Annotated in this window: 15 protein-coding genes; 10 read left to right on the top strand and 5 right to left on the bottom strand. The window is 52.0% G+C overall.

Translation table 11 applies throughout. The features are described 5' to 3' along the window. Nucleotides 1-1,113 carry a Ppx/GppA phosphatase family protein gene (locus tag ACTG3X_RS12120; protein ID WP_439111536.1) on the bottom strand — a complete coding sequence of 371 codons (1,113 nt, stop codon included), beginning with the start codon at nucleotides 1,111-1,113 and terminating at the stop codon, nucleotides 1-3. A gap of 1,195 nt (nucleotides 1,114-2,308) precedes the next feature. On the opposite strand from ACTG3X_RS12120, the gene ACTG3X_RS12125 reads away from it, so the two are divergent. The 3 genes from ACTG3X_RS12125 to ACTG3X_RS12135 are packed head-to-tail and all read left to right on the top strand — an operon-like array spanning nucleotide 2,309 to nucleotide 4,672. Beyond that, nucleotides 2,309-2,605 (top strand): virulence factor, encoded by a 297-nt coding sequence (locus ACTG3X_RS12125; protein ID WP_439111537.1) that lies wholly within the window; start codon nucleotides 2,309-2,311, stop codon nucleotides 2,603-2,605. A 27-nt stretch (nucleotides 2,606-2,632) separates the two neighbouring features. Then, nucleotides 2,633-3,580, top strand: a complete 948-nt coding sequence (locus ACTG3X_RS12130; RefSeq protein ID WP_439111573.1) for a methylenetetrahydrofolate reductase — start codon at nucleotides 2,633-2,635, stop codon at nucleotides 3,578-3,580. Between the two features lie 12 nt (nucleotides 3,581-3,592). Continuing rightward, the gene (locus tag ACTG3X_RS12135) at nucleotides 3,593-4,672 is read left to right on the top strand and encodes a methyltetrahydrofolate cobalamin methyltransferase (RefSeq protein ID WP_439111538.1); all 1,080 of its coding nucleotides are present in this window, start codon (nucleotides 3,593-3,595) and stop codon (nucleotides 4,670-4,672) included. 99 nt (nucleotides 4,673-4,771) lie between these two features. Here ACTG3X_RS12135 and ACTG3X_RS12140 read toward each other — a convergent pair whose 3' ends face one another. From ACTG3X_RS12140 to pdxH, 3 genes are all read right to left on the bottom strand, one after another. Beyond that, complete coding sequence (locus ACTG3X_RS12140; protein WP_439111539.1) at nucleotides 4,772-5,227, bottom strand: DUF192 domain-containing protein; 456 nt, start codon at nucleotides 5,225-5,227, stop codon at nucleotides 4,772-4,774. Between the two features lie 8 nt (nucleotides 5,228-5,235). Next, complete coding sequence (locus tag ACTG3X_RS12145; RefSeq protein ID WP_439111574.1) at nucleotides 5,236-5,739, bottom strand: cold-shock protein; 504 nt, start codon at nucleotides 5,737-5,739, stop codon at nucleotides 5,236-5,238. Nucleotides 5,740-5,911: 172 nt separating this feature from the next. Next, on the bottom strand, nucleotides 5,912-6,517 hold the full coding sequence (gene pdxH, locus ACTG3X_RS12150) for a pyridoxamine 5'-phosphate oxidase (protein ID WP_439111540.1): 606 nt from the start codon (nucleotides 6,515-6,517) through the stop codon (nucleotides 5,912-5,914). Nucleotides 6,518-6,620: 103 nt separating this feature from the next. On the opposite strand from pdxH, the gene fabI reads away from it, so the two are divergent. The 7 genes from fabI (at nucleotide 6,621) to ACTG3X_RS12185 (ending at nucleotide 13,858) form a co-directional block, all read left to right on the top strand. After that, nucleotides 6,621-7,442: an enoyl-ACP reductase FabI gene (gene fabI, locus ACTG3X_RS12155; protein ID WP_439111541.1), complete on the top strand. Its 822-nt coding sequence runs from the start codon at nucleotides 6,621-6,623 to the stop codon at nucleotides 7,440-7,442. A gap of 4 nt (nucleotides 7,443-7,446) precedes the next feature. After that, the gene (locus tag ACTG3X_RS12160) at nucleotides 7,447-8,058 is read left to right on the top strand and encodes a LysE family translocator (protein WP_439111542.1); all 612 of its coding nucleotides are present in this window, start codon (nucleotides 7,447-7,449) and stop codon (nucleotides 8,056-8,058) included. A 19-nt stretch (nucleotides 8,059-8,077) separates the two neighbouring features. Next, nucleotides 8,078-8,596 carry a xanthine phosphoribosyltransferase gene (gene gpt / locus ACTG3X_RS12165; RefSeq protein ID WP_439111543.1) on the top strand — a complete coding sequence of 173 codons (519 nt, stop codon included), beginning with the start codon at nucleotides 8,078-8,080 and terminating at the stop codon, nucleotides 8,594-8,596. Nucleotides 8,597-8,631: 35 nt separating this feature from the next. After that, nucleotides 8,632-9,807, top strand: a complete 1,176-nt coding sequence (locus tag ACTG3X_RS12170) for an aminotransferase (RefSeq protein ID WP_439111544.1) — start codon at nucleotides 8,632-8,634, stop codon at nucleotides 9,805-9,807. A 75-nt stretch (nucleotides 9,808-9,882) separates the two neighbouring features. Beyond that, nucleotides 9,883-11,727, top strand: coding sequence for a SurA N-terminal domain-containing protein (locus ACTG3X_RS12175; protein ID WP_439111545.1), 1,845 nt, complete (start codon nucleotides 9,883-9,885; stop codon nucleotides 11,725-11,727). Between the two features lie 16 nt (nucleotides 11,728-11,743). Beyond that, complete coding sequence (gene trpE, locus ACTG3X_RS12180) at nucleotides 11,744-13,255, top strand: anthranilate synthase component I (protein ID WP_439111546.1); 1,512 nt, start codon at nucleotides 11,744-11,746, stop codon at nucleotides 13,253-13,255. A gap of 48 nt (nucleotides 13,256-13,303) precedes the next feature. After that, nucleotides 13,304-13,858, top strand: coding sequence for a pseudouridine synthase (locus ACTG3X_RS12185; protein ID WP_439111547.1), 555 nt, complete (start codon nucleotides 13,304-13,306; stop codon nucleotides 13,856-13,858). Nucleotides 13,859-13,860: 2 nt separating this feature from the next. Here ACTG3X_RS12185 and ACTG3X_RS12190 read toward each other — a convergent pair whose 3' ends face one another. Further along, entirely contained in the window at nucleotides 13,861-15,165 is a 1,305-nt protein-coding gene (locus ACTG3X_RS12190) for a divergent polysaccharide deacetylase family protein (RefSeq protein WP_439111548.1), read from the bottom strand. Nucleotides 15,166-15,193: the final 28 nt, after the last annotated feature.

The following is a 15,193-nucleotide window of genomic DNA, read 5'->3' on the forward strand; positions in this document are numbered from 1 at the left end:
CTAAAAAGGTCCATCCTCCAACACACCATCCGCACTCATCTGCGCATAAAGAAGCCCCTCACGAAGCCCTCTATCGGCTACACTCAATCGGTCTGTTGGCCAAGATCTCAATAGCGCCTGTAAAATAGCACTTCCAGACATAATCAGTGCTTGCCTGTCTTGCCCGATACGGGGGTCGCGTCTTCGCCCCTCAGGGCCAAGCGTAAGATAGTCACGGATAACGGCATCAATCTCTTCTGAGCTCATACGAAGCCCATCCACCTTAGTCCGGTCATAGCGTTTAAGGCCCAAATGGCTCGCAGCGACTGTGGTTACAGTCCCAGATGTACCAACGATCTGGAAATGCTCTCGCATTTGTACATTTTGATAAGGCTTAAAATCAGCCAAGTTTTCCTCAAAATACCAACTCATCAAAGCAAAACGCGCTGCATCGTCTTCTACATCAGCAAACTGATCTTTAAGAGTGGCGACACCAAGCGGTACGGATATCCAGTCAACAACTTTTGCCGTTGGTTCACCTTGATGCACATACCCAAACCCACGGTGCATCCTCATGATTGCTCGAGCGCGTTGTTTCTTGGGAACATCTGACAGGTCAATCCAGACTAGTTCTGTCGATCCGCCCCCTATATCGACGACAAGTAGTTGCTCCGTCTTTGCACTCACCAACGGAGCACAAGAGATAACCGCTAGGCGCGCCTCCTCTTCGGCAGGAATAATTTCAAGAACTAGCCCTGTTTCACGCTTAATCTTGGCCATGAATTCACCTGCGTTCGTCGCACGACGACAGGCTTCTGTAGCGACAAGGCGCATATTTCGAACTTTGTGCCGTTTGAGCTTCTGCTGACAGGTCTTCAGGGCCTGAACTGTGCGCTGCATCGAACTGCGCGACAGCTTACCGGATCCCTCTAACCCAAGGCCGAGTTGTACCGACTTTGAATAGCTATCAACCACATGAAACTGACTGCCCTTTGGTTGGGCAATCAGCATGCGGCAACTGTTAGTGCCCAAGTCCAGCGCCGCATAAAGCGCGCCAGTCTCAAGCGGTTTCGGCGCGGAGCTCTCAACCGATTTCGGGATAGCGCCCGCACCTTTGGGACGCATGGGCGTCATACTCACGCCCTCCATTCTGAGTTGCTTTCAAACTATGCTGCGCACCCGCACTCTGCAAGGGCTTTCACCTTTCATGCGAGCGTAGCAGAGACTTCGTTTTTGGCCACGATACCACCCGAAGATAACTACACCTAAATTTCGGCGCGAACCGTGGCGAAATCTGCAGGAGCCAACACACCAATGCAAAACGAAGTTTCATTCGACGCGTTTAATGCATTCTTGAATCTGCACCCTCCCTACATGAGTTCGGCCAGTGAATTAGACGTGTAGTTTTTCGCCGGTGCGTTGGTGACATTCTAGAAATCGTATCAGTTACAGCTCTTTTAGGATCCACTTTTCCCGCAACGGCCAGACGCCACTGACCCTCATCTTGCCTGCGAAAAAATTTACAACGTCTACTTCTTTTGGCCTAAGAAGCGCAAAAATCACATCAGAGATTACCCGACACGGCAAATCATCCAAGAACTGAGGTTGTAAGTAGACCAAGGTCTACTCTCGCTTTGACGTAAGCTTGCTCACAAAGACGCCTAACCGCGAAGGCTATGTTGTCAAACATCGCCCCAAATAATCCACGCACTAAAATCAAAAAAGCGCAGCGCACTGATGCGGATGAAGCACGAAAACGTTTGTTACGCGATGACAAGCGCACCGAGTTCCTCCACCGCCTTCTTTCCGCCTATGCCTAAATCCCCAAACTTATTACCGATGATTTGATTGATAGAGGCACTGTCTATACTGCCAAGCTCCGCGACCCAGATGCAGATGTATAGCTCAAATTGTCTGAAACAGCCGCAGGCATGGGCAGGGCCACAATCGGCATTCACACACGTCTGGCGCTGTCCGAAATTGGCGCAATCACAATGCCCCTCCGAATTGATCCGAGTTAACCCAAACGCGCCTGAACTTTGCAACACTCCGACCAACACCGAAAGGCGTGCCTTAGAGCCTAACCGCAAGCGATGATCGCACCAATGTGTATAGTCCAAGCCCGCGTGAAGACGTCGGTATCATCGGCGAAAGTACCGCCTCATCAAAGTGATGAGAATTTTTCAGGGAAGTCCTAGCGGTGCTCCTGTTCAATTTTGCTTTCATTTCTGCGCAAGGTCGCTCAAACGCGCCGCGAAGTCGAAAATGGGCGCTGAAGCGCAGGCCGCGTCCTCTAGACGTATCTATAACAAGTATAAAGGAATCAACCATGCCCGACGTCACAATCGTTTACTGGCGCGACATTCCAGCTCAGATCATCGTTGGCAAAGGCCGTCGTGGATCTAAAGCCCCCCTACCCGAGCGCTTTGAACAAGCTATTGACCGGGCAGCTATGAAAATCGGGGCCGAAGATAGTGACGCCTACATGGCCGAGTGGCGTAAAGCCGAGCCTTTTCTTGTTGAAGGTGATGCCGACGAGATCGCCGCTGAACAAGCCGCGCGCATTGACGCAGAGTATGACAAGGAGCGCATTAAAGCGCTGATCGCCAACGAAGGTTGGGCCTGAAGGCTCATGAACATTAGGGAGGCAATGATGGCACTGCTTAATTTCCGCAAAAAATCAACTAGCACGGAAACAATAACGGCCAACCCCGCTCAAATGGAGGCTTTTCTGCAAAGCTATTCCATCGAGGTGATGCCTCGTACCGCGTCCAAGGTCGAAGACTTCCGGGAGATCCTTCCAGCCGGTACGAGAGTCTACATCGCCCACATCGAGGGCACACCAATCAAGGAAATGGTTGAAACCGCAAAACGCATCAATTCAGAGGGCTTTGATGTCATGCCGCACTTCCCTGCGCGCATCATCAAAGACGAAGCCACGCTCGCCAATTGGATCGCAATGTATCAAGGTGAAGCCAACGTTAAACAAGCGCTCCTGCTCGCAGGTGGCGTCGACAAGCCACACGGCGACTTTCACTCTTCCATGCAGCTCCTAGAAACGAGCCTTTTTGATAAAGCAGGCTTTACGCGCCTGCACGTTGCAGGACACCCTGAGGGCAACAGAGACATCGACACAGACGGCAGCACCAAAAACGTCGACGAAGCTCTTCAATGGAAACAAAAATTCTCCAACCGCACCGACGCGAGAATGGCGCTGGCCACGCAATTTGCTTTTGAGGCAGGTCCCATTATCGAATGGGCCAACAGCTTAAAAGCAGCAGGCGTAGATATTCCTGTTCACATCGGCATTGCCGGGCCTGCCAAGCTACAAACGCTGATCAAATTCGCAATTGCATGCGGAGTTGGCCCTTCTCTCAAAGTGCTTCAAAAGCGCGCAATGGATGTCACCAAGCTGCTATTGCCCTACGAACCGACAGACGTTCTTACAGAGCTGGCCGCCCATAAAGCCGCCAACCCTGATTTCAACATTGAGCAGGTCCATTTTTTTCCGCTCGGTGGAATCAAAACAAACGCCACATGGGCCACAGAAAACGGCGGCGCTGCAGGCATTCCTGCCAGTGCCCAAGCAAAGCAAGCATAAGAAAGCACTGACATGACAAGAACGATTGTTGAATCAAAAACAAAGACTGCCATCATAGGCTTTGACCAGCCTTTCACAGTGATCGGCGAGCGCATCAATCCGACAGGGCGCAAAGTCCTCAATGAAGAGCTTGAGCGTGGCGATTTTTCCCGCGTGCAGGCCGATGCACTCGCGCAAGTTGCCGCTGGCGCGACGATCCTCGATATCAACTCCGGCGCTGTCTTCTCAAACAAAATGGCCGAAGACCCCCGTTATGCAGACAATAATTTCGTCGAACCAACTTTGATGAAGCAACTTATCGAGCATGTGCAGGCCGTAACAGATTCTCCTCTCTGCATAGACAGCTCAGTTCCAGGCGCACTTGAGAACGGCCTGGCGACCGCAGAAGGCCGCCCGCTACTAAATTCTGTCACTGGAGAAGAGGAGCGCCTCGAGCAGGTCCTGCCGTTGGTTAAAAAATATAACGTGCCAGTCGTGGCGATCTCCAACGACGACACGGGCATCTCGGAAGACCCCGACGTGCGCTTTGCCGTTGCAAAAAAGATCGTCGAGCGCGCCGCCGACTTTGGCATTCCGGCCCATGACATCGTGGTTGATCCGCTCGTCATGCCAATCGGAGCAATGGGCACAGCAGGCCTACAGGTGTTCACACTTGTGCGCCGTTTGCGCGAAGAACTTGGCGTCAACACAACATGTGGAGCCTCAAATATTAGCTTCGGGCTGCCCAACCGCCACGGCATCAACAACGCATTCCTACCAATGGCCATCACTGCTGGCATGACATCAGCTATCATGAACCCAGTTGCTCTTGCGACAGGTCCTATAAAGATTGCAGAAAAGCGTGCTGAAGCAGAGGCCGCAGGCATCATCTTGCCCGCAGATATGGACGATGAAGCCTTCTGTCAGCTCTTCGGCATCGGATCCACAAAAGCTCGCGCAGGTAAGGAGATGGAGGCTATCCGCGCAGCCAACTTCCTCACCAACAATGACGACGGCGGTGCGGCGTGGATCAATTTCAACCGTGTCGCACCTAAGGCTGGCCAAGAACATCGTGGGCGCGCAGGCCGCACCGGTGGCCGTCGTAGAGGCTAACTTACTTTACTCTTGGGGTGGTACTTTATTTGACTGGGGCGCCACCCTTTTCGTCAGTCTGGCCAGCACATCCAAGTGCTTTCGGTTTAGCACCGATCATCAATCACAAGGCCAAGTGGCCTCGGCAGGATCAAAGAGTGCGTGTCGCACTTCACTCCCTAACGAAATGCCATACCGCTGAGAAAGCCCGCCATTGATTTCAAGCACAGCAAGGACTTTCCCGTTGCTGGGAATTTGTGTTTCATCAAGAGGCTGTGCATTGTGGTGAATTCTTGTCACACGCCCAGATTTGTCAATGAAAATCAAATCTAGTGGAATCAGAGTATTCCGCATCCAAAAGCTTAACTGTGTGGGAGTTTTATAAGCGAAAAGCATACCAGAGCCCTTTGCAAGGCTTTGTCTGTGCATCAGGCCAATAGCACGTTCGCGCTCGTCATCAGCAATCTCAACAGAGAATTTCGCTTGGCCCCAAGGCCCCCGCAGATCAATTTCGTTAACTCTACAGTTCGCCAGAAGCGCCGTGCCAGCGGCGACACTAAAAAGTGCCGCCAGCATAACCGTTCTTAGTGCTTTACAGCGCTCTCCCAAGAGCGAACCTCCGTGGCCATACGACCTCGTTTTCCATCAATTACCCTAATAGCAACTGCTTCACCCGGCTGTAAATCAGCAAAACCTGACCGTCTCAACACTTCAATGTGAACAAAAACATCATCTGAACTGCCGTATACGTTAGCAAATCCGAAGCCTTTTGCCTTGTCGAACCACTTTACCCGTGCTGCCTCTACAGGTGCTGCCGCAATGATTTCCGGATCGATATCCTCAAAATCTGCCAACGCCACCTGATCAAAACTCTGGGGAGGCTCTATTTCAAGGACCTCAAGGGCCTGAACACCACGCTCGGTTGACTGAACTTTGATGCGCAAGCGCGCACCATCTGCCACCGAGTTCTGACCATAATTTCGCAATACATTTGAGTGAAGCAGAATATCTGCACCACCTTCGTCGGCAACGACAAACCCAAATCCCTTTACGGGATCGAACCATTTTACGCTGCCGTAGACTAACATTTCGTTATCCACGTTGACCTCTAAATCTGTTTGTTGCTGCACCAAGTGCACTACAGCTTTCTGACGGGAAATAGCCCACGAACTCAAGGCGACTTAAAGCTCAAGAGGTGTATCTTAAGAGATCATTAACTATCGTTTGGGGTCACGAGATCGCAACACGCAGATACGATTACTAAGGGTTGAGACGCACCACCTTCCAGGGCTCACTTACGCTTGTACGCGACCACCTAAAACGGTCGTGCAGTCGAAACGCGCCATCGGCCCAAAACTCGATTTCAACAGGTACAATCCGAAAGCCGCCCCAAAACGGAGGTCGATCAGGATTTGTTCCTTTCTCTGCTGTAATCTTAGCAACTTTCGCCATCAAACTGGTTCTGGAAGAGAGAGGCTGAGATTGTTCAGAAGCCCACGCCCCCAAGCGGCTCTTCAATGAACGCGATTTGTAATAGGCGTCAGCTTGCGGGCCCTCTTCGCGGCTTACGACGCCACGAACACGAACCTGCCGGCGCAATGACTTCCAGTGCATCACAAAAGCCGCCTTCCCTGCGGAATCTAGCTCCTTAGCCTTGGTAGACCCATAATTTGTATAAAACACAAAGGCGTCTGCTTCTATTTCTTTCAGCAAGACCATGCGTGCATTCGGCAGGCCATCGCTATCAACGGTGCTTAAAGCGATAGCATTCGGATCGTTGGCCTCGCTTTCTTCAGCAGCTGCAAGCCAGCTTCGCGCTATCGCAAAAGGGTCGTCGCCTGCGAAAATGCCCGTACGGTCAACCATGGTTTTTCCTTTTCTGCTTTTATCCTCAGACTTGAAGCACCCTATGCAATCGCCTAAAGACGTCAACAACCCTTTAATTCCTTAACACAGGCGGAGATCAGAAATGTCCAATCAACTATTGGCAGGCAAACGTGGCCTCATAATGGGCCTTGCCAACGATAAATCTATCGCCTGGGGCATCGCAAAAGCTTGCGCAGACGCTGGTGCCGACCTAGCCTTTTCTTATCAGGGCGATGCCCTGCTTAAACGGGTAACGCCCCTTGCTGATCAGCTTGGCTCGAAACTTGTTGTTCCATGCGACGTTTCCGATGAAGCATCAATGGATGCTCTTTTTGAAGCACTGAAGGCAGAATGGGGCCAGCTTGATTTTGTTGTTCACGCTATTGGCTTCTCAGACAAGAACGAGTTGCGCGGACGCTATGTCGAAACGAGCCGTGACAACTTCACAATGACCATGGATATTTCGGTTTATTCCTTCACCGCAATCATGCAACGCGCTGAAAAAATGATGCCTGAAGGTGGATCGGCCCTTACGCTGACATATTATGGTGCCGAACAAGTTATGCCTCACTACAACGTTATGGGCGTCGCCAAAGCTGCATTGGAGGCCTCGGTAAAGTATCTCGCCGAAGACCTCGGTAAAGATGGAATACGCGTCAACGCAATCTCAGCGGGCCCTATTAAGACCCTCGCCGCATCTGGTATCGGTGATTTCCGCTACATTCTCAAATGGAACGAGCTAAACTCGCCTCTACGCCGCAATGTAACTATCGACGATGTCGGCAAGTCCGCTCTTTACCTGCTTTCAGATCTGGGTTCTGGTGTGACCGGTGAAAACCTCCACGTAGACGCAGGATACCACGTTGTCGGCATGAAAGCAGTTGATGCACCCGATATTGATGTTGTCACAGGTCGCAAGGACTAAGGCTGTGGACCTCGCGCACATCATTGCATTCAACGCGACACTTCTTGCTGCAATGGCGAGCCCGGGGCCTGCACTTCTTTTGGCTCTCAAGACAACCCTGACTTCTGGACGCATAGCAGGAATGGCAACGGGGCTGGGACTAGGTACTGCCGCCGCACTATGGACTGGGCTGGCGCTCTTGGGCCTCGAAGGCATCTTTGCTCTTTTCCCTTGGGCCTATGTTGCACTAAAATCGCTAGGCGCGGCCTACCTTGCTTTCATCGCATACAAGATGTGGAAAGAGGCCTCACAGTCGCTTGATGAGAGCTCAGAAAAGACGCCTGGCCTAAGACGCGCCTTTTTTACAGGATTTGGTGTAAATATCGGAAACCCCAAGTCCGTGGTATTCTCGGCGTCTGTTTTATTGGTAATCTTTCCACAAAACATGAGCATAGCCGACAAGATGTTCATAGCACTGAACCACCTTGCCGTGGAATGGGTTGTGTATGCTGTTTTTGCTATGGCGCTTTCAACAGGCCCAGCACGCAATGGCTACTTGCGCCTAAAACCAATCTTCGACCGGGCCGCTGCACTCTTGCTTGGCGCTCTTGGTCTTCGCCTCATTTTCTCAAAATAACTCACATAGGATTGCCGCCATGACAGAACGTCTCCCACATGAAAAAGGGTTTCACATATCTTGGGACCAAATACACCGTGACAGTCGCGCGCTAGCCTGGCGTCTTGACGGGAATGGGCCAGATGATGGCCAGTGGCGCGCAGTTGTTGCTGTAACACGCGGTGGAATGGCACCTGCCATGATCGTTGCACGCGAGCTGGATATCCGTACAGTTGATACCATCTCCGTTAAATCCTATCACTCAGGCGGCGGCAAAGCAGACCAGCGTCGCGAAGCCGAAGTGCTAAAATCTCCAGATGCTAAAATCATGGGGGACGGAACAGGAATTCTTGTTGTCGATGACCTTGTCGATAGCGGCAAGACACTCGAACTGGTGAGATCTCTTTATCCCAACGCTCATTTTGCGTGTGTCTATGCCAAGCCAGCGGGTGAAAAGCAGGCAGATACCTTCATAACAGGTGTTAGCCAAGATACTTGGATTTTCTTTCCTTGGGACATGGCGCTTCAATATGTGGAGCCTTACCGCGGTAAAGACTAAGCCTTCAAGACTTTAGCAAAAGGGACTAACCCAAGATGGCTTTATCTCGCACTCAATCAACTTTTGCGCCACCAGTTCAGGAAGCAAGGCGTTGGCTCGATGGCATTCAGTTTCCAGTAGACCGCGCGTTGATCAACGTAAGCCAAGCAGCTCCTGCAACAGCCCCGCCCCTGGCAATGCGAGAGGCTATGGCTGAAATTTTAGTATCAGAGCCAGCATCTCACCTTTACGGGCCAACCTTGGGATTGGAAGCACTTCGCACCGAAGTCGCAGCGCAGTGGAGCACGAGCTATGGTGCAGATATTGCTAAAGGAGAGGTTGCAATAACCTCGGGCTGCAATCAGGCCTTTGCCGCAGCCATTACATCGCTCTGTTCTGCAGGGGATGAAGTTATTCTCCCAACCCCATGGTATTTCAATCATAAAATGTGGCTGGACATGTCTGGCGTGCAAAGCGTTTCTCTGCCCACAGACTCCAGTCTCTTGCCAGACCCTGAAAAAGCTCGCGCATTTATCACTCCGCGCACGCGTGCAATCGTGTTGGTGACCCCGAACAATCCCGCTGGCGTTGAGTATCCCTCAGATCTGGTTGGTGCTTTTTTTGAGCTTGCTCAGGAACACGGTATCGCCCTCATTGTAGATGAAACGTATCGAGATTTCGATAGTCGACTTGGCGCCCCCCACGATCTGTTTAGCCGTTCCAACTGGCAAGATACATTGATCCAACTCTATTCATTCTCCAAAGCCTACCGCCTGACGGGACATCGCGTTGGTGCAATAGTCACATCACAAGCCCGCTTGGCTGAGGTTGAAAAGTTTCTGGACACAGTCACAATCTGTCCCAGCCAAATTGGCCAAAGGGGCGCTCTCTGGGGCATGCAAAACCTCGGACAGTGGCTGGCTAGTGAGCGCAAAGAGATCCTCATACGCCGTTCCGCAATTGAAACAGAATTTTCGCAACTTGCAGCACGCGGATGGAAGCTCTTGGGGCTTGGTGCATATTTCGCATACCTGAAACACCCTTTTCCGGATAAGTCCGACGCTCTTGCAAAACGTATGGTCGCCGAACAGAGCATCCTTTGTTTGCCTGGCACCATGTTCCGGCCAAATGGCGATCCAGCGGCCCATGGCGAACTGCGCATCGCATTTGCAAACATTGATTCCGACGGGATAAAGACACTGTTTAAGCGGCTCGAAATGATGTGCGGATAAAAGCTCTCCACTCTTGCTCCTAGGCGCGCAAAGCCGTAGACATTGCCCTCAAGAATTGGGCGTGAGGAGAGCGTGATGAACGCGAGCGGCAAGACAACCAAAACACTGGTCTGGATCCTGATGGGCATGCTTATTTTGGGCCTCGGGGGCTTTGGTGTGACCAATCTGGGTGGGTCAGTTCGCACCATTGGTTCAGTAGGTGACAAACCCATCACAACACAGAGCTACTCTCGCGCCCTTCAGCAGATGTTGCGCGGACAAGTCTCTGCATCTGGGGGGGCGATGAGCTTTGCAGAAGCACAGTCACAGCAGCTCGACCGTCTTGTACTATCCCAACTTATTGCAGCTCGCTCACTTGACAGTGAAGCAGCCCAGCTCGGTTTGTCTGTCGGGGACGAACGGTTAGCAGCTCAAATCCTGAGTACAGACGCGTTCCGCGGAGTTAACGGCGAGTTTAACCGCGACGACTATCGATTTCGCCTACAACAGATCGGCTTGACCGAGCGCGAATATGAAGAAATCGTGCGCGAAGAAATCGCCCGTGGCATTGTTCAAACAGCCATGTTCAGCAATATTGAACCGACCCCAAGCTATGCCGAAACAATTGTCCAGTTCATTGGAGAAAAGCGCGATTTCAAATGGGCAATCATTGATGAGAATGCGCTAGCCGAACCATTGTCCGATCCCTCGACCGAAGAGCTAGAAGCTTTTTATAGTCAGAACCAGTCTCGCTACATGACACCCGATTTACGCAATATAACCTATGCTATATTGACACCCGAGCAAATGATCGAACAGGTGGAGGTAGATGAAAACACTCTGCGCCAACTCTATGAAGAACGCGCCACAGAACTAAACCGACCAGAGCGCAGGCTCGTGGAAAGACTTATTATTAGCGACGAGAAAGAAGCTGAAGCGGCGGCAACTGCGCTCAACAACCGAGAGACTTCCTTTGAAAACCTTGTCAAAGAACGTGGCTTGGAACTCGGTGATATCGATATGGGCGATGTAACGCTCCAAGACCTTGGAGACGCAGGCGAAGCAGTTTTCGCCGCCCAAACGGGTGACATCGTAGGCCCACTTCAAACAAGCCTTGGCCCCGCCCTCTTTCGTGTGAACGGCGTTTTGGCCGCGGTCACCACCGAATTTGCAGACGTCCGGGACGAGCTGAGAGACGAGTTCGCTCAGGGGCGTGCTCGCCGCCTGATTGATAACGAGCGTGATGCGTTTGATGATCTGCTAGCAAGCGGTGCCACACTTGAAGAGCTCGCGTCAGAAACGATCATGGAGCTCGGTCAAATAGAATGGCACAGTCGGTCAGAGGCGGGACCCGCGGGTTATGCAGCCTTTCGTGAGGCCGCCGACCGTATAACGACAGAGGACTTCCCCGAACTCCTAGAACTAGATGATGGCGGCCTGATCGCCTTGCGTCTTGATGGCGAGGTTCCATCAGTTGCTCAACCCCTCGAAGAAGTACGTGAACGCGTGATCGCAGACGAACGCCAAAGCCGCCTTATTCAGGCCCTGTCCGCCAAGGCACGCGACCTCTCGGATCAGATCGCTGAGGGCAACGACTTTGATACACTTGGAGTTTCTGTACGCCGTGAAACAGACATGACTCGGACTGATTTTCTACCTGAGGCACCAGCTGGGTTTATGGTCGATCTTTTTGCGCTCAAGTCACCAGGTGAAACAACTGTTTCACAAGGCGGATCAACCGTTACCTTAGCTCAACTCGAAACAATCATCTCACCTAACCCTAATGATGAGAGCCTTGAGAGCACTCGCCAGCTTCTGGAAGACCAGTATCGCAACGACATCGCTCAAGACATGTACAACATGTTCATCACCGACATTCAGGCCCGCACGCCAATCATCTTGGACGAAACCGCGATCAACGCGGTTAACGCTCAGTTCTAAACAAGGTAGCCTGACAATGGAGCTAACACCGTCATTTGAGGACTTCGAACCGGGCTTTTCTGCAGGCCAAAATCAGCTCGTATATACCCGTTTGGCGGCTGATCTTGATACTCCAGTGTCTCTTATGCTCAAATTAACGGGCGCTGCAAAAAACGCGTTTATGCTAGAGTCCGTAACTGGCGGCGAGGTCAGAGGTCGCTATTCCATTATCGGAATGAAACCCGATCTGGTCTGGCAGTGCTATGGCACCAAAAGCCAAATAAATCGCCACGCACGTTTTGATGATGGTGCCTTTGAAGTCCAGTCAGGGGATCCTCTCACCAACCTACGGGCACTTCTCGCCGAGAGCAAAATTGACACGCCAGAAGGGCTTCCAGCGGCATCAGCAGGTCTGTTTGGCTACCTAGGCTATGACATGATCCGCTTGGTAGAACACCTTCCAGATATGCCAGAGGATACGCTTGGGCTCCCCGATGCTACACTGTTGCGCCCAACAGTCACGGCTGTTCTTGATGGCGTCAAAGGCGAAGTTATCGTTGTCGCGCCAGCATGGGCCTTAGAAGGTCAATCCGCTCGAGCCGCTTACGCACAAGCTGCGGAGCGCGTCATGGATGCTGTCCGCGATTTGGAGCGCGCCCTGCCCCAACAGTCGAGAGATCTGGGTACTGCCACAAATACCGATGAACCGGTTAGCAACTTCACTCGTGAAGGCTATAAAACAGCCGTCGAAAAAGCAAAAGACTACATTCGCGCGGGTGACATTTTTCAGGTTGTGCCAAGCCAGCGCTGGTCACAACCCTTCCGTCAACCTCCGTTCGCGCTTTACCGCTCTTTGCGCCGTACAAACCCCTCACCTTTTATGTTCTATTTCAACTTTGGTGATTTTCAGGTTGTGGGAGCAAGTCCCGAAATTCTGGTGCGCGTGTTTGGCAACGAAGTTACAATTCGCCCCATCGCTGGAACGCGACCACGAGGTGCAACACCTGAAGAAGATCGTGCACTCGAAGCAGACCTTTTGGCAGATGAGAAGGAACTGGCAGAGCATCTGATGTTGCTGGATTTAGGTCGAAATGACACAGCGCGTGTATCAAAGGTTGGAACAGTTCGCCCCACCGAGGAATTTATCATAGAACGCTATAGTCACGTTATGCACATTGTTTCCAATGTTGTTGGCGAACTCTCAGAGGACCATGACGCGCTGTCTGCACTGCTTTCAGGCTTACCGGCAGGCACGGTCTCCGGGGCGCCAAAGGTACGTGCAATGGAAATTATCGATGAACTAGAGCCTGAGAAGCGGGGAATATATGGCGGCGGCGTAGGTTATTTCGCTGCAAATGGCGATATGGACGTTTGCATTGCACTTCGCACGGCGCTCATAAAAGATGAAACACTCTATATTCAAGCTGGCGGCGGTGTGGTCTATGATAGTGACCCTGAAGCGGAGTATATGGAGACACTGCATAAGTCTGGCGCTATTCGTAGAGCTGCCGCAGATGCAGCCCGCTTTACGGGAAACGGCAATGGCTAGTCCCACATTCTGTTTTTCGGGTTCCACGACTTTAAACTATGTCGCCGTATGAGTCGCCTCATACTCTTTAACAAACCTTTCGGTGTGCTCAGTCAGTTTACAGACAAAGGCAGCGATGGAAGTTCACGTCCAACTTTATCAAACTTTATAGACGAAAAAGGGGTTTACCCTGCGGGCAGACTTGACCGTGACAGCGAAGGACTGCTTTTGCTAACAGACGATGGCCGTTTGCAAGCCAGACTTTCCAACCCGAAGTTTAAAGAGCCAAAAACATACCTCGTTCAAGTTGAAGGAACACCAGATGAACTCGCGCTGAGAGCTCTGGCGGAGGGTGTCACCCTGAATGACGGACCCACACAACCAGCTCGGGCGAGGTGCGTCTCAGAGCCTTTATGGCTTTGGCCACGCACACCGCCTATTCGTGTGCGCAAAGCTATTCCTGACACTTGGATCGAACTTACTTTGAAAGAAGGCAGGAACCGTCAGGTGAGACGTATGACTGCCCATGTAGGACATCCTACATTGCGCCTTATTCGGACAAGCATCGGACCTCACACCCTCCAAGGGATTTCTCAAGGCAATTGGAAGATGATTAAGCTCTAAGCTTACTCTGACTGGGTTTTCAAAAGGACACTCAGAGGCGCCAGTTCGAGGCGATCCCCTCGCTCTTGCAGTCCCCAGAGCAACAAAGCTGAGATTGTGTCAGCACGCAACCGGCCAATCATCACAACACCGCCTTCTGAACCGGCCTTCATCCCTGCGTGGTTGAGAAAGCGCTTAATTGTGCTGGCGTTTTGACCATTGCTATCAAAATCCCGAAAGACTGTTGCCGAGGGGACGCCCTCTTTCGCGGCAAGCTTCTGTGCAGTGTTCAATCCTTTGGGGAAAAGCAAAAGCCCATGACCGCTTGCACCTACATAATCAGTCACTTGTGCAATCACATCGCGACTGCTTTGCAACCCTGCATCTGGTGTCTCTATAATCGCAATAGCTTCAGGGACTTTCTCCAGAAGTAAAGGCATCGAAACTTCTACATCACTGGCGCGCGCGCCTGATGGAAGGTCAATCATCGCCAGAACTTCAAAACCAGACGCACGATAAACACTCATCGCCTCGGAGGCACCGCTCCAAGACGTATCAATTGCAAAGCTGAGTGGATAAGGAAACGTGCTCAGCGCTTCAACGCCAATGTCGCTCGTACCATCATCAATCAAGACGATTGCCATTTTGGGAGTCCCATCCTGCCCGACAAATGGCGCGGCAAAACGTTCAATGGGTGGGAGATCACTTATATCAACTGTCCCCATAACTGCGGTTTCCACTGCCTCAGATGTAGATGGGCTCGCAAGAGTAGGTAAGCGACTAGAGGAGCCCCCAACCAGCGTGCGAGCAGGAGTACCAATGCTCACACGGGTCGACGGTTCCTGCGCTTCACCGCCCAAAGCAACCGACGGCTGCACAGTGTCTTGATCGGGCAAGCGCGGCACTGTCAGTGTGATTTCTTCGCGCTCATCGTCTGGGAGGGGTTCAACAGCAGCAACTTCTGGCTGTGAAGGAGCGGCAACAACCTCGGGCTGGCTTTCGTCTCCGGGCACTGCGAGAGGTACACCAATGTCTTGTGTTTCCAATGGTGTATCGACAACACTACCGATCTTAGGCGCATCCCCTGTTTCAGGTGCCGCAAGGGCAGCGGTTATGCTGTCAGGTTCTGGGGCAGCGACACCGACGGTGTCCGCCGGCTCAGTATCTGTTGAGGAAACAACCGCTACACTGGCTGGTGCTTCTCCAACTTTAGGTGCGAGCGCTTTTCCTACAGGCCGCTCAACCTCTCCCGAGAGAGACAGGACTGTGGCCCCCACTCCTGCTATAACTGTTCCAACTAAAACACCGCTCAGAAATCCGCGTGCCACTCGATCACCTCTGATTTATCTGCCCCGA

It is taken from the genome of Lentibacter sp. (assembly GCF_965658795.1).
GTDB lineage: Bacteria > Pseudomonadota > Alphaproteobacteria > Rhodobacterales > Rhodobacteraceae > Lentibacter.

Excerpts from the sequence above, each read along its gene's own strand:
- gpt (WP_439111543.1), top strand. The coding sequence starts at position 8,078 with ATGACAGAACGTCTCCCACATGAAAAAGGGTTTCACATATCTTGGGAC.
- ACTG3X_RS12185 (WP_439111547.1), top strand. The coding sequence starts at position 13,304 with ATGAGTCGCCTCATACTCTTTAACAAACCTTTCGGTGTGCTCAGTCAG.
- ACTG3X_RS12120 (WP_439111536.1), bottom strand. The coding sequence starts at position 1,113 with ATGACGCCCATGCGTCCCAAAGGTGCGGGCGCTATCCCGAAATCGGTT.
- ACTG3X_RS12135 (WP_439111538.1), top strand. The coding sequence starts at position 3,593 with ATGACAAGAACGATTGTTGAATCAAAAACAAAGACTGCCATCATAGGC.
- trpE (WP_439111546.1), top strand. The coding sequence starts at position 11,744 with ATGGAGCTAACACCGTCATTTGAGGACTTCGAACCGGGCTTTTCTGCA.
- ACTG3X_RS12125 (WP_439111537.1), top strand. The coding sequence starts at position 2,309 with ATGCCCGACGTCACAATCGTTTACTGGCGCGACATTCCAGCTCAGATC.
- ACTG3X_RS12175 (WP_439111545.1), top strand. The coding sequence starts at position 9,883 with ATGAACGCGAGCGGCAAGACAACCAAAACACTGGTCTGGATCCTGATG.
- ACTG3X_RS12140 (WP_439111539.1), bottom strand. The coding sequence starts at position 5,227 with ATGCTGGCGGCACTTTTTAGTGTCGCCGCTGGCACGGCGCTTCTGGCG.
- ACTG3X_RS12170 (WP_439111544.1), top strand. The coding sequence starts at position 8,632 with ATGGCTTTATCTCGCACTCAATCAACTTTTGCGCCACCAGTTCAGGAA.
- ACTG3X_RS12130 (WP_439111573.1), top strand. The coding sequence starts at position 2,633 with ATGGCACTGCTTAATTTCCGCAAAAAATCAACTAGCACGGAAACAATA.
- ACTG3X_RS12145 (WP_439111574.1), bottom strand. The coding sequence starts at position 5,739 with ATGTTAGTCTACGGCAGCGTAAAATGGTTCGATCCCGTAAAGGGATTT.
- fabI (WP_439111541.1), top strand. The coding sequence starts at position 6,621 with ATGTCCAATCAACTATTGGCAGGCAAACGTGGCCTCATAATGGGCCTT.
- pdxH (WP_439111540.1), bottom strand. The coding sequence starts at position 6,517 with ATGGTTGACCGTACGGGCATTTTCGCAGGCGACGACCCTTTTGCGATA.